The sequence below is a fragment of the Fonticella tunisiensis genome (assembly GCF_004364155.1).
Lineage (GTDB): Bacteria > Bacillota > Clostridia > Clostridiales > Caloramatoraceae > Fonticella > Fonticella tunisiensis.
This window is the reverse complement of record NZ_SOAZ01000032.1, coordinates 1-23849: the sequence shown is the minus strand read 5'-3', so window position 1 is coordinate 23849 and position 23849 is coordinate 1. Positions and strand designations below refer to the sequence as shown.

Below are 23849 nucleotides of genomic sequence, written 5' to 3'. Positions count from 1 at the left end.
TATTTAAAAATAAGGTATTTAGAAACGGTACAATAGATGGAATAAAGGTTGCCGCTATTGATGGAGTCGAGATATTTGAAAGTACTAAAAAGAGCAAGGTAAGATTTATAAGGTTTTTAGAGGAGATTCATGAAGGCGATAAGAAAGAGTTAAAAGAAGTCTGGATTGTAACTACGAACAGAAACATTTGTGCTGAAACTCTATGGAAGATAATTCATAAAAGGTGGGACATTGAAAATAATGTATTTCACCAATTGAAAACAGAGTGTCATTTTGATCATTGCTATTTGCATAGCCCTACGGGCATAGAGGCTATAGTTGGATTCATGATAATAGCCTTTAACTTAACCCAATTATACTTTTTTAGAAACATTCGGGGATTCAGAGAAAAAAGGCTTTTGCAGATAAATATAATAGAAGATTTGAAAGATGAAATGTTGATAATTATGAATTGGATTAATCCAATTTTTAACACCGCATAGTCGATAATAAAATTGGAAATATAGATTTTCATTATGATGGAGAGGGGGGAAGGTGTATCTATATACATGGCCTACGGCTTTTTTAAATTCCAAAATTTCAATAAAATGGAATACGTCTAATTTCCTATCAAGAAAAAAGTTTTATCGGAAATTAGATGCAAAATCTCTGGAGAATATTGATATCTGTTGACAACTTGATATTCTCATAATATAATCTTAATACAAATGAATATTTTCTTATTAAATTAAAAGGGAGTAGTTACAAATACGGTGTCAACACTACGATTATTTTAATAATCTGGCACTGTATACCAATGTTTTGGTTACGAGACTTTTAATATAGTTTCCTTATGGGAATTATATTAAAGGTCTTATTTTTTTTATAAACAAAAGAAGGGAGATATAAAATTGAAGGAGTTTTATAAAAGCAGTGTGGAGGAAGTTTTAAGGGAGCTTAAAGTTACCGAAAAGGGTTTAAGCAATTCTGATGTGGAGGAACGAAGAAGTAAATATGGATATAATGAATTGACGGAGGGAGAACAAAAGAGTGCAATTCAGGTATTCTTTGAGCAGTTTAAGGATTTTCTCGTACTTATACTTTTGGGATCGGCACTTATTTCTGCCTTTCTTGGAAAGTTTGAGAGCACCCTTGTAATTTTAGCAGTGGTCATAATAAATGCTGTTCTTGGAACAGTTCAGCACATTAAGGCTGAGCAATCCTTAAAAAGCCTTAAGGCACTATCTTCACCAGTTGCAAAGGTTCTAAGGGATGGTAAAAGGCTTGAGATACCCTCAAGGGAATTGATGGTTGGAGATATTCTCTATCTTGATGCAGGAGACTATGTAAGTGCAGATGGTAGAATCATTGAATCCGCAAGTCTTCAAGTAAATGAGAGCTCACTTACAGGGGAATCTGAAGGGGTTTTGAAAACAACAGAGGTTATTGAGGGGGACAACGTTGCCCTTGGTGACAGAAGGAACATGGTTTTCTCAGGAAGCTTTGTCACCTATGGAAGAGGAACTGCCGTAGTTACCGCTATCGGGATGGATACTGAAATAGGTAAGATAGCAAACCTCCTTGATTCTGCCAAGGAAAAGAAGACTCCCCTTCAGACAAATCTTGGTAACTTCGGGAAAAAGCTGGCCTTTGTAATAATAGCAATATCTATTTTCATATTTGGTCTTAACGTTGTCAGGGGACAGGCAATAATTGAATCTCTCATGTTTGCTGTATCCCTGGCGGTGGCTGCAGTACCTGAGGCCTTAAGCTCCATAGTGACCATTGTTCTTGCACTTGGGACTCAAAAAATGGCCAGGGAAAACGCCATAATAAGAAAGCTCCATGCAGTTGAAAGCCTTGGAGGAATATCGGTAATATGCTCTGATAAAACAGGTACACTTACGCAAAACAAGATGACTGTACAAAGGGTTTATGTGGATGGAAAGATCCTTGACCATGATGATTTGAATCACGATAAGGTTCTTGAAAAGAGGCTTGTGCTTATGGCACTGCTTTGTAACGATGCAGTAACCGTGGAAAAAAAGGAAATTGGTGATCCAACCGAAATTGCCCTTGTTAATTTGGGAGAAATATATGGACTTGATGAACTAAAGATAAGGAATGAATATAAAAGATATGGAGAAATTCCCTTTGATTCAGATAGAAAGTTAATGAGTACGGTTCATAAAGTGGATGGAAAGATGGTTATGATAACAAAGGGAGCACCGGATGTTCTCATTTCAAGATCGAAGTATTATGAAAACTCCTCAGGTATACAGAGTTTTACAGAGGAATACAGAGAAGATGTAGAAAGGGTAAATAAAGATTTTTCAAGGAATGGTCTCAGGGTTTTAGCCTTTGCCTATAAGGAAATTCAAGAGGGACAGGAAATAGGAGTAGATGACGAAAGGGATTTAACCTTTGTAGGATTAATTGCCATGATGGATCCACCAAGAGCGGAGTCTGCTGAGGCAGTTAGAAGTTGTATCAATGCCGGTATAAAACCCGTTATGATAACTGGAGACCATAAGATAACAGCATCGGCAATAGCGAAGCAGATAGGAATTTTAAAGGACGAATCTGAGGCCATGGAAGGCCATGAACTTGAAAACATAAGTGATGAGGAGCTTATGGAAAGGGTTGAAAAAATCTCCGTGTATGCCAGGGTTTCACCTGAGCATAAAATTAGAATAGTCAGGGCATGGCAGAACAAGGGTAATGTGGTTGCCATGACGGGAGATGGAGTTAACGATGCACCTGCCCTTAAACAGGCTGATATTGGAATAGCCATGGGAATTACGGGAACAGAGGTTGCAAAGGATGCAGCATCAATGATTCTTACGGATGATAATTTCTCAACCATAGTTAAGGCGATTTCCAATGGGAGAAGCATATATGAAAACATTAAAAATTCAATAAAATTTTTGCTCTCGGGTAACACAGCAGGAATTTTATCGGTTTTATATGCCTCGCTTTTAGCCCTTCCAGTGCCCTTTGCACCGGTTCACCTGCTCTTTATAAACCTTATTACAGACAGCCTTCCGGCAATTGCAATAGGGCTTGAGCCTCACAACGAAAATATAATGAATGAAAAGCCAAGGGACATAAACACTCCCATATTCACAAGGGAGTTTGGTATTGAGGTTATCCTGGAGGGAATTTTAATTGCAATAAGCACCATAGTAGCATTCCACCTTGGACTTTCTACGGGAAGCCCAGCCGTTGCAAGCACTATGGCCTTTGCAACCCTGGGACTTACAAGGCTTGTACACGGCATAAACTCAAGATCCAGGGAATCGGTTTTTAAAATAGGGGTTTTCTCAAATAAATACCTGTGGTTTGCTATAATAATTGGATATCTCCTTGTAACTGCTGTATTAACCCTTGAGCCCCTAAGGGGAATCTTTGAGGTTGTGCCGCTTACTGGAAATCAATATGCCTATGTATATGGACTGCCATTAATACCACTGGTACTTGTACAGCTTTACAAGCTTGTGTTTGTAAAACGAGATATAAATAAAATTGGAGATTGATTACCATAGAGCTGCCAAATATAATTATGACCAAAATTCTTGAACCGTTAAACAGGATATTTAGGAACTATGCTGGTTGTGGAGCTTGAATATGCATGTTTTTCACTTCCAAGTGAGGCTGTTCTCCCCGTTATAGGAGGGCAGCCTCACAAAACCAGATAAACCTTATCGGGGCTTTGTTATCAAACATATAGAATGGTTTGAGGCCTGCCTCTTTTTAAGCTCAGACATACGTCTCCTATGTATTTTTACTTATCTATTATAAAACTCTCCTATATGTCTGCTTATGGCTCCATAAATTTCCTTCAGAGGAAGGTTCGCTCTTTCTGCCGCCTTTTTTACATCCTCATACTCAGGTGTTACATTTACAACCCTGTCCTTATACTTTGAAACCTTGAAGCTTATTTCTCCAAACTCTGTACCTACCTTTTTAAACTCCCTTTGAAGTTCTGTCCTTTCTATGTTTAACTTTCTAATGCCTATTGTTGTTGTTTCTCTGAAAAGAACTTCTTTAATCCTATCCTCAAGAATCACAGGAGCAGTTACGGTTATAACTATTCCAGGCCTGTTCTTTTTCATGTAAACGGGAGTAAAATATACGTCCTTGGCTCCCTCTTCAAAGAGCTTGTCCATAAGATATCCATATATCTGTGGGTTCATATCGTCTATTGTTGCCTCAAGTATGCAGTTTTCCTGACTATCTGTTTCGCCCAGGATAACCCTTAGTACATTTGGCTTTTCCGTGTTCCTCTTTCCACATCCATAGCCTGCTTTTTTAACCTTTAATTCAGGGAATTTCCTAAACTCCGACGCAAGGGTTTTAATAACAGCTGCCCCCGTTGGGGTTGTGAGCTCCATTTCCCTTTCATCGGCATATATTGGAACGTCCTTAAGTATGTTAAGAGTTGCAGGTGCCGGAACGGGCATTATACCGTGCTGGCATTTTACAAATCCCCTTCCTGTGTTTACAGGGGATGAAACTATTTTATCAGGATTTATGTAGTCAATACATATTGCAGTTCCAACTATGTCCACAATTGAGTCCACAGCGCCTACCTCATGGAAGTGAACTTCATATATATCCTTTCCATGGACCTTTGCTTCAGCCTCCGCAACAACCCTAAACATGTCCTTTGCGAGCTTCTTAACGTTATCGTTTAAAGTACTTCCATCAATAAGGGCCTCAATGTCAAAGAGGTTTCTTCCATGATGATGGTGGTGTTCATATCCGTGGCTGTGCTCATCATGAACGTGGGGATGAACATGGGTGTAGTCCTCATGGACATGGTCATGCTCATGTTCGTGTTCAATCTGCTCATCATGGTGGTGATGATGTTCTTCCTTTAGTATCACATCAAAATCCGTTCCCTCTATTCCATTTTTAACAGCCTTTGAAATCCTTATTTCATACTCATCTGAAATTCCAAGCTTTTTCAGGTTTTCTATTAAATAATCCTGAGGTACCCCTAAATCGAGAAGGGCAGCCACAGTCATATCCCCGCTTATTCCGGAAAAGCAATCAAAGTATAGTGTTTTCATCTTATCTATTCCCCCTCCCCATAAATCCTTTGTTTATCTGCGAGGCAAGATACCCTGCTCCAAAGCCGTTGTCTATATTTACAACTCCAATTCCAGCTGCACAGGAGTTCAGCATTGTTAAAAGTGCTGAAAGTCCATTAAAATTTGCCCCATAGCCCACGCTGGTTGGAACCGCAATAACAGGAACATTAACAAGGCCTGCAACAACCGATGCCAGGGCTCCCTCCATTCCTGCAACTGCAACTACAACGTTGGCATCCCTTATTCTGTCAAGATTGTTAAAGAGCCTGTGAATGCCTGCAACCCCAACGTCATAAACCCTTTCAACGTTGTTTCCAAAGGCCTCACAGACAACGGCCGCCTCCTCTGCAACGGGAACGTCGGCCGTTCCCCCTGTAACTACAGCAACCTTTCCAACCTTCTCAACTTCCTTTGGGTTTACAATACATATTCTTGCAAGCCTGTGGTAAACAACATTATCGGTAACCTCAAGTATAGCATTGTATACCCTTTCATCAGCCCTCGTTGCAAGTATGTTGGCATCCCTCTCAAGCATATGGGCAACTATGCCCTTTAGATGCTCTAAATCCTTACCCTGTGAGTATATAACCTCCGGATATCCTACCCTTATTCCCCTGTGGTGATCTATCTTTGCATAATCAAGATCCTTAAAGGGCAGATCTCTAAGATGTTCAGCAGCCTCATCTACACTTATTTCTCCATTTTTCACCTTACTTAAAAGCTCTATAACTCTTTCCCTATTCATTTTCAACACCTACATTCATACTTCCCATGAAGTTTATCTAATTTTTCCTTTGCATTCATAAACACGCCTTCCTTTCAAAAAGAAGGCATGATCCCTTATTTTTATCATTTCTTAAAATAGCAAATTTTCTATAACATTATTATACTAAAAAAAATTACATCTGAAAAACGATTTATATGATTTATATCATTTAAATCTAAACGATTTTGATATAATATAAAATTAGCATCAGGTTAAATTAATCCGTTATGCTAGTTTAGGAACTGAGCGGAGATAAAAAATATATGAAATTCACATAAAGCGGGCAATTAGAAGTTCTTGGCGAAGGGATGCAGAAAAATCCTAGAACTTTCGTGACTTAAGCAAGGCGAGTTTAACTAAAGTTCTTGATTTTTCAAATCCCGAGCCTTAGAACTTCTTTGCTAAGTGTGCTGGTGAATGAAATATATTTTTTATCGCAGCGCCGATCTGTAAATTTATCTAGCACAACGAGTTAAATTGCCATTTATTTTATACTATTTTGCAAGTAAAATATGATATAAAATTTTCATGAACTTGCTTATTTAGATTAACATATACAACATGCAATATTTTCAAGATAGGGGATGATGTTATGGCCATGGCAAAACATATTGTTGAAGAAGCAAACAGATGCCTTCAATGTAAGGTTCCGCTATGTAAAAAAGGCTGTCCTGTAAGCACTCCTTTTAATGAAGTTGTTGGAATGCTTTTAAAGGGTGAAATAAAAAAGGCTGGGGAAACTCTTTTCAATAATAATCCATTATCCGTTGTTTGTTCCCTTGTCTGCCCCCATGAAAAACAATGTGAAGGCCACTGCGTATTGGGTAGAAAGGGAAACCCCATTCAGGTAAGCTCAGTTGAACATTATATATCAGATTATTATTTAAACATTGTAAAAACCGATGCTAAAATAGACCCAAATAAAAAGGTTGCGATAATAGGTTCAGGCCCGGCAGGAATCACGATAGCAACCATTCTTGCTTCAAAGGGCTATGACATTACCATGTTTGAAGCCCACGACAAGATAGGCGGTGTTTTAAGATATGGAATACCTGAGTTCAGGCTTCCCAAGGAAATACTCGAAAGAATTAAGAAAAACCTTGTAAACATGGGAGTTAAAATAAGGCCAAATACCCTGATAGGGCCTGTTATTACAATTGACGACCTCTTTAGAGATGGCTACAGGGCAGTATTCATTGGAACAGGGGTGTGGAAGCCCCAGAGATTAAATATAAAGGGCGAAAGCCTAGGGCATGTCCATTACGCTATTGATTACCTTAAAAACCCTGAAGTATACAACCTGGGAAACAGGGTGTGCGTAATAGGTGCTGGAAACGTAGCCTGTGATGTTGCAAGGACTGCCATAAGAAACGGCTCAAGGGAAGTTACTATTCTATACAGAAAGGGCATAGAGGATGCACCTGCAAGCAAAAACGAGATTGAATATGCAAAGCTTGATGGGGTTGTTTTCGATTTTTATAAGGCCCCCCTTGAAATACTTGATAATGGTGTAAAATACATTCAAACCAGAAAGCTTGATGATGGAAGCTGGGTAAATATAGAGGGCTCAGAGGGCATTAAGGAAGCAGATTCTGTGATCATTGCAATAAGCCAGGGCCCAAGGGCAAACATCGTTTCAAACACAAATGGAATAGAGATAAACCAAAAGGGACTTGTCATAACCGATGAATTTGGCAGAACAACCCGTGAAGGCGTATTTGCGTCTGGGGACGTTGTTACAGGTGCCAAAACCGTTGTTGAGGCCGTAAGGCTTTCAAAGAAGGTAGCAGAGGCCATCGATGAGTATGTAACCAGGAAGTTAAATGAGGAAGCTAAATAGCTGCCATTTAGTGGTTAGTAAAAAAACATCCCGGAGGATCTCCTCCGGGATATTTTTATCTATTAATACATTCCATCCATTCCGCCAGGCACTGCTGGAGCATTATCCTTCTTTTCAGGGATGTCAGCAACAGCGGCTTCTGTTGTTAAGAACGTTGATGCAACTGATGCTGCGTTTTGAAGTGCTGATCTTGTAACCTTAGTTGGGTCAACGATACCAGCCTTAATCATGTCAACATACTTTTCGTTGAGGGCGTCGAAACCTATTCCCACTTCGCTGTTCTTTACCTTCTCAATTATAACAGCTCCGTCAAGTCCAGCGTTTGCGGCAATTTGTCTTACTGGTTCTTCAAGGGCTCTCTTTATAATGTCAACACCGATCTTTACGTCTCCTTCAGCTTCAATAGCTGCAACTGCTGGAATTACTGATACGTATGCTGTTCCACCGCCAGGAACGATACCTTCTTCAACAGCTGCCTTTGTAGCTGCAAGTGCGTCTTCTATTCTAAGCTTCCTTTCCTTAAGCTCAGTTTCAGTAGCTGCACCAACCTTGATTACAGCAACTCCACCTGCAAGCTTAGCAAGTCTTTCCTGAAGCTTTTCTCTATCGAAGTCTGAAGTAGTTTCTTCGATTTGTGCCCTGATTTGAGCAACCCTGGCCTTAATTTCGTCCTTTTCTCCTCTTCCGTTTACGATAGTTGTATTTTCCTTAGTGATCTTAACTCTTTCTGCCCTTCCAAGCATTGAAACGTCTGCATCCTTAAGGTCACGTCCAAGCTCCTCTGAAATTACCTGTCCTCCAGTAAGAATTGCTATATCCTGAAGCATTTCCTTTCTTCTGTCTCCAAATCCAGGAGCCTTTACTGCAACACATGTGAATGTTCCTCTAAGCTTGTTAACTACAAGTGTTGCAAGTGCTTCTCCTTCAACGTCTTCAGCTATTATAACAAGCTTTCTTCCCTGCTGAACGATTTGTTCAAGTACTGGAAGGATGTCCTGTACGTTTGAAATCTTCTTGTCAGTTATAAGTATATATGGATCGTCTAAAACTGCCTCCATCTTTTCAGTGTCAGTTACCATATATGGGCTTATATATCCTCTGTCAAACTGCATTCCTTCAACAACGTCAAGTTCTGTTCCCATTGTCTTGGATTCTTCAACGGTTATAACTCCTTCGTTTCCTACCTTTTCCATAGCATCAGCTATAAGCTGTCCTATAGCTTCATCAGCTGCTGAAATAGCTGCAACCCTTGCTATGTCTTCCTTGCCGTCTACCTTCTTTGAAATCTTCTTAATTCCTTCAACGGCAACTTCAACAGCCTTGTTGATACCCTGTCTTATAAGCATTGGGTTTGCACCTGCTGTTACGTTCTTAAGGCCTTCCCTAATGATTGCCTGAGCAAGAAGTGTAGCAGTTGTTGTACCATCTCCTGCAACATCGTTAGTCTTTGTTGCAACTTCCTTTACAAGCTGTGCTCCCATGTTTTCATATGGATCAGCAAGCTCTATTTCCCTTGCTATTGTAACACCATCGTTTGTTATAAGTGGTGCTCCAAATTTCTTGTCAAGTACAACGTTTCTTCCCTTTGGTCCAAGTGTTATTTTAACTGCGTTAGCAAGCTTATCAACACCTCTTTGCATTGCACGTCTTGCGTCTTCGCTGAACATAATTTCCTTTGCCATGTAAATCTCTCCCTTCTATATCTAGTTTATTATTCAACTATTGCTAAAATATCATCCTGTCTAAGAATAGTGTACTCTTCTCCATCAATCTTAACTTCGTTTCCAGAATACTTTGAGAAGATAACCTTATCTCCTACCTTAACTTCCATCTTAACTTCCTTGCCATCAACTACTCCACCAGGGCCTACGGCTATAACTTCAGCTACCTGCGGCTTTTCCTTTGCAGATCCTGGAAGAACGATACCGCTCTTTGTTGTTTCTTCGGCTTCAACCTTTTTAATTACGACTCTGTCACCAAGTGGTCTAAGTTTCATACTAAACCCTCCTTGTATATATGTATGTTTTATTATTATCCTTTGGTTTGTTAGCACTCACCTAACATGAGTGCTAATCACATTTTCTATATTAAATAAATGGTACAATATAATCAAATTGCTAGTATTAAGTAAAGGGCTGAAAAAACATGATTATTTTCAATTATTATACAATATATCTTTATTTCGCTTATTTTTACATATTTTCTTTTGTTTATATTAAATTACATCTCTTTCAATAATTGCCATTAGCTATTTTTAACCATTAAAATAAAAATTATTCAATATAAAGGGCAAAACCTTTATCTATTCTTCATCCCTTATCATCCTTCAGCCCTATTTGTATCTCACGTATGTTTACCTCCCTCTTTATAAAGCAAATATAATCCATTATTATGCTAAGCCTCGAGTATTTAATATCCCTTTTATTCATATCAAGAACTGCCCTGATTTTATCCTTTTGAATAACCGCCTCGTCTATTTCATTTATTATCCCTCTGCGGCTCTGTGCCCACTTTTGAATTATATTATCCTTTAAAATTCCATCGATTAAAATATCTATGCAGTATTTTTCACAGTTTTTCCTTCTTAGCTGCTCAATGGAGGCCTTTAAATACTCTATGAAGCTTTCATCATCCTCATGCAGAAGCTCTATTATTACTTCACTATTTTTTATTTTGATCAGATCTATGGACTTTTTCTCGATGATGTAAAATACCCAGAACACCACAGTAGAAAAAATAAGGGAATAAAAAATATTCGGCTTTGGGTAGAGTATTAAATATAAAAAGCTAAATGCAGTTATTGCACAAAAGAGAGGCATTTTATAGGGCTTTGGAAGGGAATTGATGCAGTAAATTTCAAGAAGCTGATGGATTCTTGCAGCCTTGTCTAAAAAGAAAAAAATGTTTTTGGAAATGGCAGTTGTAAAATGTACTATCCATAAAAAACAAATTCCAAATAAAAAGGTATTATAAACTGGAAGCAGGGTTTCCGATGCAGCATAAAAAAGGACTATAAGCCCTGCAAGGGCAAAGGGTATTGTGAGTTTGAAATTGCTTTCAAGCTGATGCACAAGTCCCTCTGAATACATAAGATATTGATATGATAAAAGCCCCTGGTCCTTTTTATAATGTTTGTTGTGTTTTTTGTTTGGACAAAATAGTATGTCACTGATGTTCCATTTATATATATCCCTTCCATCAAGCATATAAATATCATGGCCCTTTATATTAAAATCAAAGAAGGTTTTAATACCAAAATCAACCAGAGAGATTTCATTTATACTTCCGTTTTCCATGTTCAGCGCCACAATGCAGTCTCCCTTTCCCGTAACAGCGATTATAAGATAATCTTCAAACCTTGCTATCTTACCTATTATTCTATCGCAGCTGTTAACATTTATTGTCCATTCTTGAAGCCTATATCCTATATAGTTAAGCTTCAATATTTTAAATTTGTTGCTGCCGTCAAAGCCTCCTAAATATATATCTTCATTCTCGAGATACAGGCAGCTTCCAAACATCAGGTTCCCTGGACATATATTGGCAATTTCAGCCATATTCTTATTTATTATTTTTATAGTTGTCCTGTTGTCAACGTTTCCAAGGCATATATAATTACCCAGTTCATCCTTTTCTATGTCAAAGAATATTCCCTTAAGCTTAAGTTCCATATTTTTTTCCCCTGAAGCCAGGTGCTCAGTAATGATTGTGTTCTCTTTGAATTGAAATAGATAGAAGTTGTTTTTTGAAGATATTCTGCCTTCACCTTCTCCTACTTCAATCAAAACCTTATTTTCATCTCCAGTATTTATGCAGAACCTTCCTTCGTGCCGATTTATTTTATCGAAATACACTATTCCATCATTCCTAATTAGAAACATCTGTGGAGCAATTGAGCCATGAAGCTTAAAAATCTGTGGTTTTGAAATACCTTTCATATTAAAGTCCCCTTTAAAAACGTTTACATATATATTATGCTCCATTTTTTTCATTTAAAACAAATTAATGTAATTTTGCGCAAAACTAAGCAGCAGATGAAAATTCACCTGCCGCTTAGTTTTTAAGCCCCTCTTTTCCCTTCAAATCCCTTGCATAGTAGAACAAATACTGCTGGGCAAAACCAGCATTTTTTCCGAACTTTTCCCTTCCGAAATCCCTTATCTTTTTAAGGCTCACATCCGGTGCAAGGTAGAAATGCTGCATTACCCTTTTAACCCATACGTCAACGGGAAAGGCATCATGCTTGCCCATGGAAAAAAGAAGTATACAGTCTGCAACCTTCGGGCCTATACCTTTAAGCTTTATAAGTTCCCTATGTGCATTGTCGGTATCAAGGCTTTTTATGTGTTCCAAATCTGCCCTTCCTTCAAGTATCTCCCTTGTGGTTTCAACTATGTAAGGAGCCCTAAAGCCGCAGCCGCACTCCTCAAGTTTCTCCACCGTGGCATATGAAAGCCTTTCCGGATCAGGAAATGAGTAATACTCTCTGCCCTCAAATATGATTTTTTCTCCAAAATTTCTGCTTATGTTTTCAACGGCCCTTTTTATCATCGGAATTCTGTTGTTTGCCGATATTATGAATGAGATGAGGGTTTCAAAGGGCTCCTGGTTTAAAATCCTTATGCCCTCTCCATGCTTTATTGCCTCCTTCAGGGTTTCGTCCTTTGAAAGCTCATCCTTGATTTTTCCGTAATCCCTGTTAAGGTCCAGGTAATGAATCCAAAAGTCTTTATCATGAATCTTTCCGCCCTTTATATATACGTCGCTGCCATCCTTTATAAACCTGACTGCCCTGCCTGATGCAACTCCTGTGTAGCTTCCATCCCTATCATCATTCCACCTGAAGCACTGTCCACAGTCGAATATATGCTTAAGCTCAAAATCCTTCACATCTTTAAGTATAATCCCTTCGCTATATTCAAGTATTTCCATATCGCTTACCTCCAGAGTTTCTAATCCATTTTTATGTGTTTTATGATTATATTTACCTCCAGTATATTTATGCTGGTCATATATTCAAGGTTATCCTTTATCCTCTCTGCCACCCTGTTTGCTATGAGATAAAGGGGCTCCCTTAAACTTAGTGATACCGTTGCAGTTATTTTAATTCCACTTTTTACATTTTCAATATCAACCCCCAAAACCCTGTCTACATTTTCAACTTCACGGGCAGAGAAGGTTACTATACTTCTAAGGGCCGAAGGTGTTATGTCATACTTTCCAAAATAGCTGAAGGTCGGCCTTACAACGGTTTTTTCATATGCCCTTTCATCGTTTTCACTGCCCCTTATAAGCTGCCTTATGGAATAAAGAAGGTATCCTGAAAAATCCTTTCTTATTTCAAAGGTTGGAACAGGTATTACATGTTTCCCCTTTTGCCTCCTCGTTCTTACTGCTTCCTCTATCTCCTGGGGTGATGATATATCTTCTATTCTTATAAGCTTGTACTTATCCCCAATCTCCAGAGACTTCATTATACTCTGTATCATGTGCTCAGAAGTTCCAAGTATTAAAATCCTGTCGGGATTATATTCCTTTATTGCCTTTAAAACCATCTCCCTGTGTTCCTTTTCTGCAAAGATAGCCCTTCTTACAGCTGCAATCCTCGTATTTTCCCTCTTTGCAGATATTCCTGTTATAACCTTGTTCCCCTTTATTAAAAGCCCATCGTCGAGTATATATTCTATATTATAAAGGCCTGCAAGGTGCTGTGCCCTATAGCTTTTTCCGGTTCCACTCCTGCCCACAAGAGCATATACTTCCATATAAGTTCCTCCAATTAAATACTTTAACTCGTTGTGCCAGTTCTTTTTTTAATAAGCTGTGATAAAAAATATATGAAAGGAACTATTTTAGCGAGCAACTAGAGGTTCTTGGCGAGTGGGCAGCTGAGAAGCCTTAGTAGAGTTCGTGGTGTTTGAGCAAAGCGAGTTTTAAAAGCTTACTTGGCTTGTCAGATGTCCCGAGCCTTAGAACCTCTGTGCGCAAACGTAGTTGTGAGAGCAATATATTTTTTATTACAGCGTCTTTTGAAAATAAAACTAGCACAATGCATTACTTTATAACAATTATACCATTATATATTATTATTATCATTTCCATAATTCAATAATGGAAATCGAAATACCGTCTTATATTACTATCATTTTAATGTTATACTATTTAAGTGAAAAACCATTCAGCCTTTCAAAATCCCGGGTGAAGAATTCAACATTAATTCACCCAGTATAAAATGTTATTTATAAAACTATTGACATTTTTAATCAACAGTCATAATATAATATCATAAATACCCTATAGAGGTATTTATGATAAAGAATTATAATTTAATCCGTTGTGCTAGTTCAAGGGCTGAGCGGAGATAAAAAATATATGAAATTTACATAAAGCTAAGAGCTAGAAGTTCTTGGCGAAGAGATGCAGAAAAATCCTAGAACTTTCGTGACTTAAGCAAGGCGAGTTTAACGAAAGTTCTTGATTTTTCAAATCCCGAGCCTTAGAACTTCTTTGCTAAGCGTGCTGGTGAATGAAATATATTTTTTATCGCAGCACCGATCTGTAAATTTATCTAGCATAACGAGTTAATTTATTAATGTATAAGGAGGATAAGAGCCATGGTAAGTCATGTAACAGATTCAACATTTAACAGCGAGGTATTAAATTCAGATAAGCCAGTTCTTGTAGACTTCTTTGCAACATGGTGTGGACCATGCAAAATGCTTGCACCTGTAATCGAAGAGGTTGCGCAAAAGATGGAAGGGGAAGTTAAGGTTGTTAAGCTTGACGTTGATGAAAACCCACAAACTTCACGAATGTACGGAATTATGAGCGTACCTACAATGGTGCTATTCAAGGACGGAAAGCCCGTTGGAAAACTCGTAGGTTTCAATCCAGCTGAAAGAATTGAATCCGCTTTGAGGGGAGCACTTGGAATATAATGTACGATATAGCTATTATAGGTAAGGGACCAGCTGGCATTTCAGCAGCCATAACCGCACATGCAAGGAATAAAAAGGTGATCGTTTTTGGAGGGGACAGCAAAAAGCTGCTTCTTTCCCCATCAATCCCAAATTACCCCGGCCTCATGGAAATCAAGGGAACTGAATTTGTTAAGAGATTAAATGAACACCTTGCCTCAACGGATGCGGTACTTTCAAAGAAAATGGTAACCGCAGTGTATTCCATGGGCGGCTACTTTGCAATACAGGCTCAAAATGATATGATAGAGGCCAAATCTGTTATAATTGCAACAGGGGTGGATTTTAAAAAATCCATAGAAAACGAGGACACCTTCCTTGGCATGGGGGTTAGCTACTGCGCAACCTGCGATGCTCCTCTTTACAGAGGAAAAACTGTAGCTGTAGTTGGATATAATAAGGAATCCATTGAGGAGGCAAATTTCCTTTCTGAGGTTTGCTCAAAGGTTTATTTTATTTCAATGACCAGGGAGCCCTATAATTTCAATGAAAACGTTGAAGTTATAAAGGATATCCCTGTTAAATTTGAAGGGCATATGCATGCCCAAAAGCTTATACTAAAAAACACCGAAGTTGTGGCCGACGGCTTCTTTGTTATAAAGGACAGCTATCCTCTAACCTCACTGGTTCCAGGCCTTGATGTTGACGGACCTCATGTTGTAGTAAACAGGGCAATGGAAACAAATATGAAGGGTGTTTTTGCAGCAGGTGATGTAACTGGAAGGCCCTATCAAAACGCAAAGGCCGTTGGAGAAGGGCAGGTAGCTGCACTATCAGCTGTAGATTTTCTTAACGGGAGAGATAAATAGTATGTAAAAGACAGAGAAATCTGTCTTTTTTTATGCTGTTATAAAAAAAAGGAATCCACCCGGATTCCTTTATTTCTGCTTATTCTTTGCAAAGAGGTTTGCTTCATTAAGCCTGTAGGTTAAGGTTAAAAGGCTTTCGCTTAAATGTACGTTTTCAACTATGACGTCGTCGGGAACTTCGAGATCAATTGGAGCAAAGTTCCATATAGCCTTTATACCGCTCTTTACAAATATATTTGCAACCTTTTGTGCCTGCTCTCTTGGAACGGATATAATGCCTATATCTATTTTGTTGTTTTTAAGGAAGTCCTCAAGCTCCTCAACATCCTTAACCTCTATATCCCTTATCTTAAGGCCCACAAGCTTTGGGTTTTTATCAAAAATGCCTTTAATGAAAAAACCCTGCTTTTCAAACCTTGTATAGTTTGCTATGGCCTGGCCTATATTACCGGCCCCAACTATAACTGTGCTATATTCAGTGTTAAGCCCTAATATTCTGCTTATCTCATTATAAAGTTCCCTGACGTTATAGCCATAACCCTGCTGTCCGAAATCGCCAAAGCAGTTAAAATCCTGCCTTATTTGAGATGCGGTAAACCCTATTTTTTCAGACAGCTCCTTTGATGATATTCTATCTATATCATTTCTTATTAGCTCTGCCAGGTATCTGTGATACTTTGGCAATCTTCTTATAACAGCCATTGAAATCATCGGTTCTTTACTCACAGGACCACTTCCTATTCGTTAATTTCATTTCGTTAATTTTATATTTTTATGTTATATTATCATTAAAATCATGTCAATTCTATTATATAAATTTTGATGAATTATATATTTGTATATCTTAATATAATGGGGCAAATTTTATTTTGCCCTTTCAATCTGTTGAAACAACCTGTAAGAAATAGTAAAATAAATTTGTTTGAGTTTATTAAATTGGGGTGCTTTTATGATTGTACTGTCTTTAAATAGTGTTTCAAAATCCTATGGTGTAAATACTATTCTTAAGGATATAAATTTTGCCATCAATGAATTTGATAAAATCGGTCTCGTTGGAAGAAATGGTGCCGGAAAGACCACTCTGTTTAAAATACTCTGCGGTCAGCTTATGCCCGATTCAGGAAATATTTACATTCAAAGGGACAAAACATTGGGCTACCTTTCCCAGAACCTTGATCTTGATGAAGAAGCTGAGGTTTTTGTGGAAACCATGAAGGTTTTCTCACACGTAAAGGATATTGAAAGGCGTTTAAGGGAGATTGAAGTTTTAATTTCAAATCCTAATGCTTCTTCATCGGAGCATGAAAGGCTTTTAAAGGAATACGGAAACCTTCAGGAGGAATTTGAGCGCCTTGACGGATATGGCTGTGAAAGCTATGCCAGAGGCGTTTTAATAGGCCTTGGAATTACATCAAAGGATTTTACCAAAAAAATAAAATATCTGTCAGGAGGCCAGAAAACCAGAGTTGCCCTTGCAAAGCTTCTTCTCAGGAAACCTGACATACTCCTGCTTGACGAGCCTACTAATCATCTGGACTTAAGCGCCATATACTTCCTTGAAAACTTCTTAAAGGACTACAGAGGAACCGTCATACTAATTTCCCACGACAGGTACTTCCTTGACGTCATAACCAACAAAACCTTTGAGCTTTTAAATGGAGTGATTGAGGAGTATAACGGAAACTACTCCTATTTCATAAAGGAGCGCCAGAGAAGATTTGAGGAGCGTATGAAGGACTATGAGCTTCAGCAGAAGGAGATAAAAAGGCTTGAGGAAATGATAGAAAGATTCCGCTCCTATAACAGAGAAAAGAGTATAAAACAGGCTGAAAGCAGGGAAAAGGCCCTTGACAGGATCGAAAGGATCGACAGGCCCACAGTAGATAACAGATCTGCAAGGATAAACTTTGATATAAAAATCAAAAGCGGAAACGATGTGCTCGTAGTGGAAAACCTTTCAAAGGCATATGGGGAAAAGGTGCTTTTCACTGATTTATCATTCATGATAAGAAGGGAGGAGCGTGTGGCACTTATTGGTGAAAACGGAAGGGGAAAAAGTACGATACTTAAAATAGTTTCGGGCCTTGTTTCACCGGACAGCGGCTATGTAAGGCTTGGTAAAAACGTACAGGTAGGCTATTATGACCAGGAGCAGAGAAATCTATCCCCTGAAAAAACTGTAATAGATGAGATATGGGATGAATACCCCGATATGACGGTAACCCAGGTAAGAAACTACCTTGCTTCCTTTTTATTTACAGGGGATGACGTCTTTAAAACCGTATCAACCCTATCCGGCGGTGAAAAGTGCAGGCTTTCCCTTTTAAAGGTTATGCTTTCAAAACCCAATTTCCTGCTCCTTGACGAGCCCACAAATCACCTTGATATTCTATCCAGGGAAGCCCTTGAAAATGCCCTGTTGAATTATATGGGAACCCTCCTTGTGGTTTCCCATGACAGATATTTCTTAAACAAAATAATCCACAGGATAATAGAGCTCGATGAAAATGGATTAACTGAATATCTCGGAAACTTCCAGTACTACCTTTTGAAGAAAAATTCCAACGAGGACGAAATAGTTATAAACGCCCAGGGTAAGTCCAAAACTGAAATCAGGGAAGAGCGCAGAAGGCAGAGGGAAATTCAGGAGAGAAAAAAACAGCTTAAAAAGGATATAGAGGATACGGAAAAGGATATACAGCGAATAGAGGAAAGAGTCAAGGAGCTTGAAGAGCTTATGTGCCTTGAGGAAGTATATTCAAATCCTGAAAAGTCCATAGAGATAAACTCTGAGGTTAAGCATCTCAGGGAAAGGCTTGAAGAGCTTTACGAAAAATGGGAGGAGCTTCTTTCAAGGGAAGGTTAAAATCTATGAAATAGCTTGTTGTGATAGATAAATTTACAGTTCGACACTGCGATAAAAAATATATTTCATTCACCAGTACGCTTAGCAAAGAAGTTCTAAGGCTCGGGATTTGAAAAATCAAGAACTTTCGTTAAACTCACCTTGCTTAAGTCACGAAAGTTCTAGGATTTTTCTGCATTCCCTCGCCAAGAACTTCTAATTGCTCGCTTTATGTGAATTTCATATATTTTTTACCGCCCCTCAGCCCCTGAACTAGCACAACAAGTGAAATTTAGCATGTTGTGGTCTCTAAAAACCCTATTGGAATTAGTTCTGACTTTATGTTTTGAATTTTGTTTAATACAAGGCTGATTTTTAAGTCAGCTTCAGCCTGGCAGATGAGGATAGTTTACCAACCTTACATATAGCACTGCTTATCTCCTCAATTGAGAAGGGCTTTTGCACCACTTCATCTATATATTTTAAATCCGATGACTTCAAACCTCCCGGCCATCCTGTCATAAGTATAAATGGTATGTCAGGCTTTATTTCCTTAAACATCCTTGCAATCTGGACTCCAGAATACCTGAGCATAGTTAAGTCGCATATAACGCAATCAAAATCCCTTTCTTTAAAAAGTTCAACTGCTCTATCATCATCGTATACAGCTGTGACATCATGCCCTATCGACTTTAACATTTCCGAAACGGCATCCGCCACAGGGGCCTGATCATCTACTATGAGTATTTTGTATTTATAATATTTTGAGCTATTGCTTTTATTGAGCTTCTCTTCTACCTCCCCTGACTTTACCGGAAATGATAAGATAAACCCCGTCCCCCTTCCCGGACAGCTTTCCACTTCTATATTCCCTTTCATTTCCATTACTATATTGTATACTATGGAGAGGCCAAGGCCGTTTCCCCTTTCATTTTTGGTAGTGAAGAAGGGCTCAAATATTTTTTCCACAGTGTTTTTATCCATACCAGCCCCTGTATCGCTGACATTAACAAATACATATCCCCCTTCAGTATAGGAAGATATATTTATACTTCCACCTTCAGGCATTGCGTCCGCTGCATTGGATATTAAATTAACGAATATTTCCTTAACCTCCGTCACCGCACCTTCTACAAAAGCATTTGAGTTGAGATTCAGATTTATATCTATGGGACTGTTATTTATCTGTGATTCAAAGCTCCACTTTGGCCTTGCAATTTCCACGGCCTGTTCTATGGCCCTGTCTATATCCACAAGCTCCTTTTCTCTCTTTTTATTTCTGGAAAAATCCTGTATTCTTCTCACTATTTTGGCCCCGTCATTTGCACTTTCCTCGATGATATCCAGATATTTTTTGAGAATCGGATCGGTAAGTCTGCTTTTCAAAAGCTGAACATAGCTGATTATTGGTGTCAGAATATTGTTAAATTCATGTGCTATTCCGCCTGTAAACTCCCCAAGGGCCTGCATTTTTCTTGACTGGATAAGGCTGTCCTGTATCTTTTTATATTTTCTATATTCAGTGATCATTTTTGCCATGGTTTCACATACCTCATATAAAAATTCAGCTGTTTCATTAAAGGATATGTATCTATCCTGTGTGGTGAGCCACATGTATCCATATATATCATCGTTATATTTGATGGGGATAATTATGCACGAATATATATTGTATCTTTCGAAAATGGCTTTCTTATCATCTTCCATCTCATCAACGGTATGTATCATGGACTTTGCCATATGAAATATATTATTTCTATGATGCTTTTCAATGAAATCGCTCTTTAAATATACATCCATTATTTCGTCAGGCACCCTGTATCTGATTATATTTTTTTCATCCAGCCTACCATCCCTTACCATAACCACAAAGCCGTGATGGGCATATGCTGTCTGACAAATACTATTTAAGCCGGTTTGAATTATATCACTTTCATCCTTTTTATAGGAAAGCTCTCCGGAAAGCTTGCCTATATATTGATAAACTTTATTTTGTTTGTTAATTTTTTCCCTGCGTTTTAAAAACCCGTACAATATATCTTTTACTTCAGCTGAAGAATAGAAAGCCTTATCTCTGCTATAAACCTTTATTTCCCTTCCTACTTTATATATGAAGTAGGGATTTAGTGAAGTTAGAGCGAACAAAGTATCAACCCCGAACCTGTCTATGTTATAGCAGCTAAGGGCTGATAGAGAATAGCTTTTTACAATGCTGTTGAGCTCCTTTTCATAATTATATAGAACATCCTCAGTAAATCCGTTCTCAAAGAAAACATCACTGTCAGATATGATCGACAAGCCTGAATAACCGTCCCCTAAGGCATTATTGATAATCTCAACAAGATTTCGGGGCTTAATAAAAGTTTTCCTCTCAATAAAAAACTCCTTCGCTGACTCAAGTAAAAGCTTTCCACATCCTATAAGCTCAACCAGGTTAAGCCCATATTTTTTGAGATTGAAATCAAGGTCTTCATGGAGCTGGCTGTCTGTAAAATAGATGCATCTTCTCCCCTTTTCAACTGACCATGCTATGAAACTACTCAATACACCTAATTGATTGTCTTCCTCCGTACTGATAAGGTTATACCTTAATCCTTCTTTAAAATAACTTCTTACATCCATAATTTTCCCCCTGGAACTGCTTTCAATATTTATATTTTACATTTTTTTATGATTTTTTGCAAATTCTTAATAAATTGTGGGGTAATTGTATTACATACATTTTTATTTAAGGAATATTGTAAACCCATTTCTATTGTTTGGTTGACAATACCCCTCGAATATCGTAATATTTTTATAGGAGGTGGCATGCTTGAATATTAAAAGAATTGTACGAATCGCACTTATGACTTCAATACTGTCGGTTTTATCTTTAATCTCCATTCCCATAGGGCCAGTTCCCATAACCCTTCAGACCCTTGGAGTTTTTCTCTGCGGATTTATTTTAGGTCCCCTTGATGGTGGGATTTCCGTTATCCTCTATTTAATGCTCGGAGCTTCAGGAGTTCCTGTGTTTTCAGGTGGGACAGCGGGTTTAAAAATACTTATAGGCCCAACGGGTGGTTACTTGTTATCTTTTCCCATAGCTGCATACATATCTGGCTATGGGGCAGACAGACTAAAAAAGAGAATGTCCATATATGCAGTTGGCCTTTTATGCATAGCCGTAAACTACCTTATAGGGGTTCCATATCTTGCATTTATAGCTCGCTTATCCATACAAAAAGCCCTGACAGTGGGTGCATATCCCTTTATCATACCGGATATAATTAAAATGATTGTTGCAGCAAACGTCAGTGCTAAAGTAAGAAAGATAGTTTTAAAAAGATGATGGCGGGTTCAAATACCCGCCACTTTTTAGATACCCACAATTCATCCATAGTTAACTATTCACAAAATTATGTAAATATCCACAGTATTCACATGGTTATCCACAGCCCAACACCACTTTACATGCAGATTCTCACGCTGCATGTCACATTATCCACAACCCATTAATAACACTCCTTAAAATTATTCACAGTAGTATTCACATTTTATCAACACGTTATTCAAGGTACTTTTCCCCAATTTTAAGGGATGGAATTGCATTGAGTGAAAGCTTTGATATACGTCCGTTTATATATTCATAATATCCTGCACAGGCAATCATAGCTGCGTTATCGGTACAAAGTACCACCGGTGGATACAGAAATTCTATTTCCTCCATGCTGCATTTTCTCTCAAGCTCTTCCCTTAGGGCCGTATTTGCTGCAACTCCTCCAGCGAGGCATAATGTTTTGCTGTTTTTATATTTAACTGCCCTTACTGCCTTTTCTGAAAGTACCTCAACAACTGACTGCTGAAAACTTGCAGCCACGTCAGCCCTGTTTACCTCAATACCCTGCATTTTCATTTTGTTGAGATAATTAAGCACCGCAGACTTTAACCCGCTGAAGGAAAAGTCAAAGCTGTCCTCCTCAAGATAAACCCTTGGAAAATCTATGGCATACCTATTTCCTTTCCTTGCAAGTTTATCTATAAGGGGACCACCAGGATACCCAAGCCCTATTGCCCTTGCCACTTTGTCATATGCTTCCCCGGCAGCGTCATCCCTCGTTCTTCCAAGTATCTCGTATTCTCCATAGCCCTTAACATAAACAAGGTGCGTGTGTCCTCCTGACACTATTAAACATGTAAAGGGTGGCTTAAGCCCCTTATGGGCTATGTAGTTTGCAGAAACATGGCCTTCAATGTGGTTTACCCCCACAAAGGGCTTATTTAATGAAAGGGCCAGCCCCTTTGCAGTTGAAAGCCCTACAAGGAGTGCTCCAACAAGCCCCGGTCCATAGGTTGCAGCAACAACATCTATATCCTTAAAGCCTACCCCCGCTTTATCCACTGCTTCCTGAATTACGTTGCTTACTGCCTCCACATGCTTTCTTGAGGCAACCTCAGGGACAACTCCCCCGAATTTTTTATGTATATCTATCTGAGATGAAATAACGTTTGAAAGAACCTCTCTTCCATTAAGTACAACTGCTGCAGATGTCTCATCACAGCTTGTTTCAATTCCCAGCGTCAATATGTCCTGCATTTATTTCTCTCCCATCGTTTTTTATTTATATTATACTACATATATTTATTGTTCCAAAAAGTAAAGAGGACTTGCATGGTATATTTAGAGAAGAAGTTCTAAGGCTCGGGATTTGAAAAATGTTTTTACAAAAACCGTTGATGAAATTAAAAAATTTACTAATTTCGACATCTTTCTTTGTTGTTTTACAAATTCTTAACACATAAAACCCAAAATAATGATACAATAAAACTACGGCAATAAATAACCCCAACCCATTTACCCATTTTGCCCGAGGAAACTCGGGTTTTTCTTTTTGTTCATTTCTGTTCATACCGAATGTAATGATTCTTGTTACAGAGGTAATTCCCATACTGCTATAAGATTTATCATATTTTCTACGCAAAATTTGTGTATAATTAATATAGTAATACCTTGTGGGTATATCATTGGAGGGATGAAATTGTTCTTCATTGGAATATTCGGTATGGAAACAAAGGAAAAGGAAATTAGAGATATTCAAAATGTTATATGTAAAGCATGTGGACAGATGACTTCATACAGACTGGTAAAAACCTATAACTATTTTCATATATTCTTCATACCACTCTTTAAATGGGGCAAAAAATACTATTTAATTTCAAGGTGCTGCAGCAGTATATTTGAGATACCTGTTGAACTTGGTGAAGCACTTGAAGGCGGAAGGGATGTGCCTGTAAGGGATGAGGATTTAAGTCCTATCCATCATGGATATGAATGCAGCTTAATCATCTGCCCTTCATGCCGCAGAAATGTTGATCCTGAGTATTCCTACTGTCCATACTGTGGAACAAGGATAAGGTAGACATCGTGTTTACGAAGTTGAACCTATGAATTGATAAATTTCCTTCTTAAATTGCAATATTAAATGCAACACTTAGTGAAAAATCATGTTGAATAGGGTAAGATAGCCCATACTTAACCTTAAGCCCATCTTAATTAC

The 23849-nt window shown here is 38.3% G+C and carries 18 protein-coding genes; 8 read left to right on the top strand and 10 right to left on the bottom strand.

Annotated features, from left to right (window positions below; genetic code table 11):
• A partial coding sequence (locus tag EDD71_RS13570) for a transposase (protein WP_243116471.1) occupies positions 1 to 482 on the top strand: 482 nt, incomplete at its 5' end.
• 408 nt (positions 483 to 890) lie between these two features.
• A complete protein-coding gene (locus EDD71_RS13565) occupies positions 891 to 3515 on the top strand; it encodes a calcium-translocating P-type ATPase, PMCA-type (RefSeq protein ID WP_127837242.1) in 2625 nt (874 codons plus the stop codon).
• A gap of 252 nt (positions 3516 to 3767) precedes the next feature.
• Here EDD71_RS13565 and larC read toward each other — a convergent pair whose 3' ends face one another.
• Both larC and larB read right to left on the bottom strand, forming a co-directional pair.
• The gene (gene larC / locus EDD71_RS13560) at positions 3768 to 5054 is read right to left on the bottom strand and encodes a nickel pincer cofactor biosynthesis protein LarC (RefSeq protein WP_133629281.1); all 1287 of its coding nucleotides are present in this window, start codon (positions 5052 to 5054) and stop codon (positions 3768 to 3770) included.
• A gap of 1 nt (position 5055) precedes the next feature.
• Positions 5056 to 5820 carry a nickel pincer cofactor biosynthesis protein LarB gene (larB, locus tag EDD71_RS13555; protein WP_133629280.1) on the bottom strand — a complete coding sequence of 255 codons (765 nt, stop codon included), beginning with the start codon at positions 5818 to 5820 and terminating at the stop codon, positions 5056 to 5058.
• A 619-nt stretch (positions 5821 to 6439) separates the two neighbouring features.
• On the opposite strand from larB, the gene EDD71_RS13550 reads away from it, so the two are divergent.
• The gene (locus tag EDD71_RS13550; protein WP_133629282.1) at positions 6440 to 7681 is read left to right on the top strand and encodes an NAD(P)-dependent oxidoreductase; all 1242 of its coding nucleotides are present in this window, start codon (positions 6440 to 6442) and stop codon (positions 7679 to 7681) included.
• Between the two features lie 62 nt (positions 7682 to 7743).
• Here the strand turns inward: EDD71_RS13550 and groL are convergent, their stop codons facing one another.
• The 5 genes from groL to EDD71_RS13525 all read right to left on the bottom strand — a co-directional run bounded on the left by groL (position 7744) and on the right by EDD71_RS13525 (position 13446).
• Positions 7744 to 9363, bottom strand: a complete 1620-nt coding sequence (groL, locus tag EDD71_RS13545) for a chaperonin GroEL (protein WP_133629279.1) — start codon at positions 9361 to 9363, stop codon at positions 7744 to 7746.
• Positions 9364 to 9392: 29 nt separating this feature from the next.
• On the bottom strand, positions 9393 to 9677 hold the full coding sequence (gene groES / locus EDD71_RS13540; protein ID WP_133629278.1) for a co-chaperone GroES: 285 nt from the start codon (positions 9675 to 9677) through the stop codon (positions 9393 to 9395).
• 313 nt (positions 9678 to 9990) lie between these two features.
• Positions 9991 to 11619: a hypothetical protein gene (locus tag EDD71_RS13535; protein ID WP_133629277.1), complete on the bottom strand. Its 1629-nt coding sequence runs from the start codon at positions 11617 to 11619 to the stop codon at positions 9991 to 9993.
• Between the two features lie 115 nt (positions 11620 to 11734).
• On the bottom strand, positions 11735 to 12613 hold the full coding sequence (locus EDD71_RS13530) for a DNA-3-methyladenine glycosylase family protein (RefSeq protein WP_133629276.1): 879 nt from the start codon (positions 12611 to 12613) through the stop codon (positions 11735 to 11737).
• A gap of 20 nt (positions 12614 to 12633) precedes the next feature.
• Positions 12634 to 13446, bottom strand: a complete 813-nt coding sequence (locus tag EDD71_RS13525; RefSeq protein ID WP_133629275.1) for an Asp23/Gls24 family envelope stress response protein — start codon at positions 13444 to 13446, stop codon at positions 12634 to 12636.
• Positions 13447 to 14295: 849 nt separating this feature from the next.
• Here EDD71_RS13525 and trxA point away from each other — a divergent pair.
• Complete coding sequence (gene trxA, locus EDD71_RS13520; RefSeq protein ID WP_133629274.1) at positions 14296 to 14619, top strand: thioredoxin; 324 nt, start codon at positions 14296 to 14298, stop codon at positions 14617 to 14619.
• Positions 14619 to 15467: an NAD(P)/FAD-dependent oxidoreductase gene (locus tag EDD71_RS13515; protein ID WP_133629273.1), complete on the top strand. Its 849-nt coding sequence runs from the start codon at positions 14619 to 14621 to the stop codon at positions 15465 to 15467. The genes trxA and EDD71_RS13515 overlap by 1 nt, the downstream gene beginning before the upstream one ends.
• Before the next feature lie 69 nt (positions 15468 to 15536).
• Here the strand turns inward: EDD71_RS13515 and EDD71_RS13510 are convergent, their stop codons facing one another.
• Positions 15537 to 16193 carry a redox-sensing transcriptional repressor Rex gene (locus tag EDD71_RS13510; RefSeq protein WP_133629272.1) on the bottom strand — a complete coding sequence of 219 codons (657 nt, stop codon included), beginning with the start codon at positions 16191 to 16193 and terminating at the stop codon, positions 15537 to 15539.
• Between the two features lie 223 nt (positions 16194 to 16416).
• Between EDD71_RS13510 and abc-f the strand changes: the two genes are divergently transcribed.
• Complete coding sequence (gene abc-f, locus EDD71_RS13505) at positions 16417 to 18333, top strand: ribosomal protection-like ABC-F family protein (protein WP_133629271.1); 1917 nt, start codon at positions 16417 to 16419, stop codon at positions 18331 to 18333.
• 354 nt (positions 18334 to 18687) lie between these two features.
• Here the strand turns inward: abc-f and EDD71_RS13500 are convergent, their stop codons facing one another.
• A complete protein-coding gene (locus EDD71_RS13500) occupies positions 18688 to 20934 on the bottom strand; it encodes an ATP-binding protein (protein ID WP_133629270.1) in 2247 nt (748 codons plus the stop codon).
• A gap of 190 nt (positions 20935 to 21124) precedes the next feature.
• Here EDD71_RS13500 and EDD71_RS13495 point away from each other — a divergent pair, with 190 nt between their 5' ends.
• A complete protein-coding gene (locus tag EDD71_RS13495; protein WP_133629269.1) occupies positions 21125 to 21643 on the top strand; it encodes a biotin transporter BioY in 519 nt (172 codons plus the stop codon).
• 216 nt (positions 21644 to 21859) lie between these two features.
• Here EDD71_RS13495 and tsaD read toward each other — a convergent pair whose 3' ends face one another.
• Positions 21860 to 22888: a tRNA (adenosine(37)-N6)-threonylcarbamoyltransferase complex transferase subunit TsaD gene (gene tsaD, locus EDD71_RS13490; protein WP_133629268.1), complete on the bottom strand. Its 1029-nt coding sequence runs from the start codon at positions 22886 to 22888 to the stop codon at positions 21860 to 21862.
• A gap of 442 nt (positions 22889 to 23330) precedes the next feature.
• Between tsaD and EDD71_RS13485 the strand changes: the two genes are divergently transcribed.
• Positions 23331 to 23711 (top strand): zinc ribbon domain-containing protein, encoded by a 381-nt coding sequence (locus EDD71_RS13485; RefSeq protein WP_133629267.1) that lies wholly within the window; start codon positions 23331 to 23333, stop codon positions 23709 to 23711.
• Positions 23712 to 23849 lie beyond the last annotated feature (138 nt).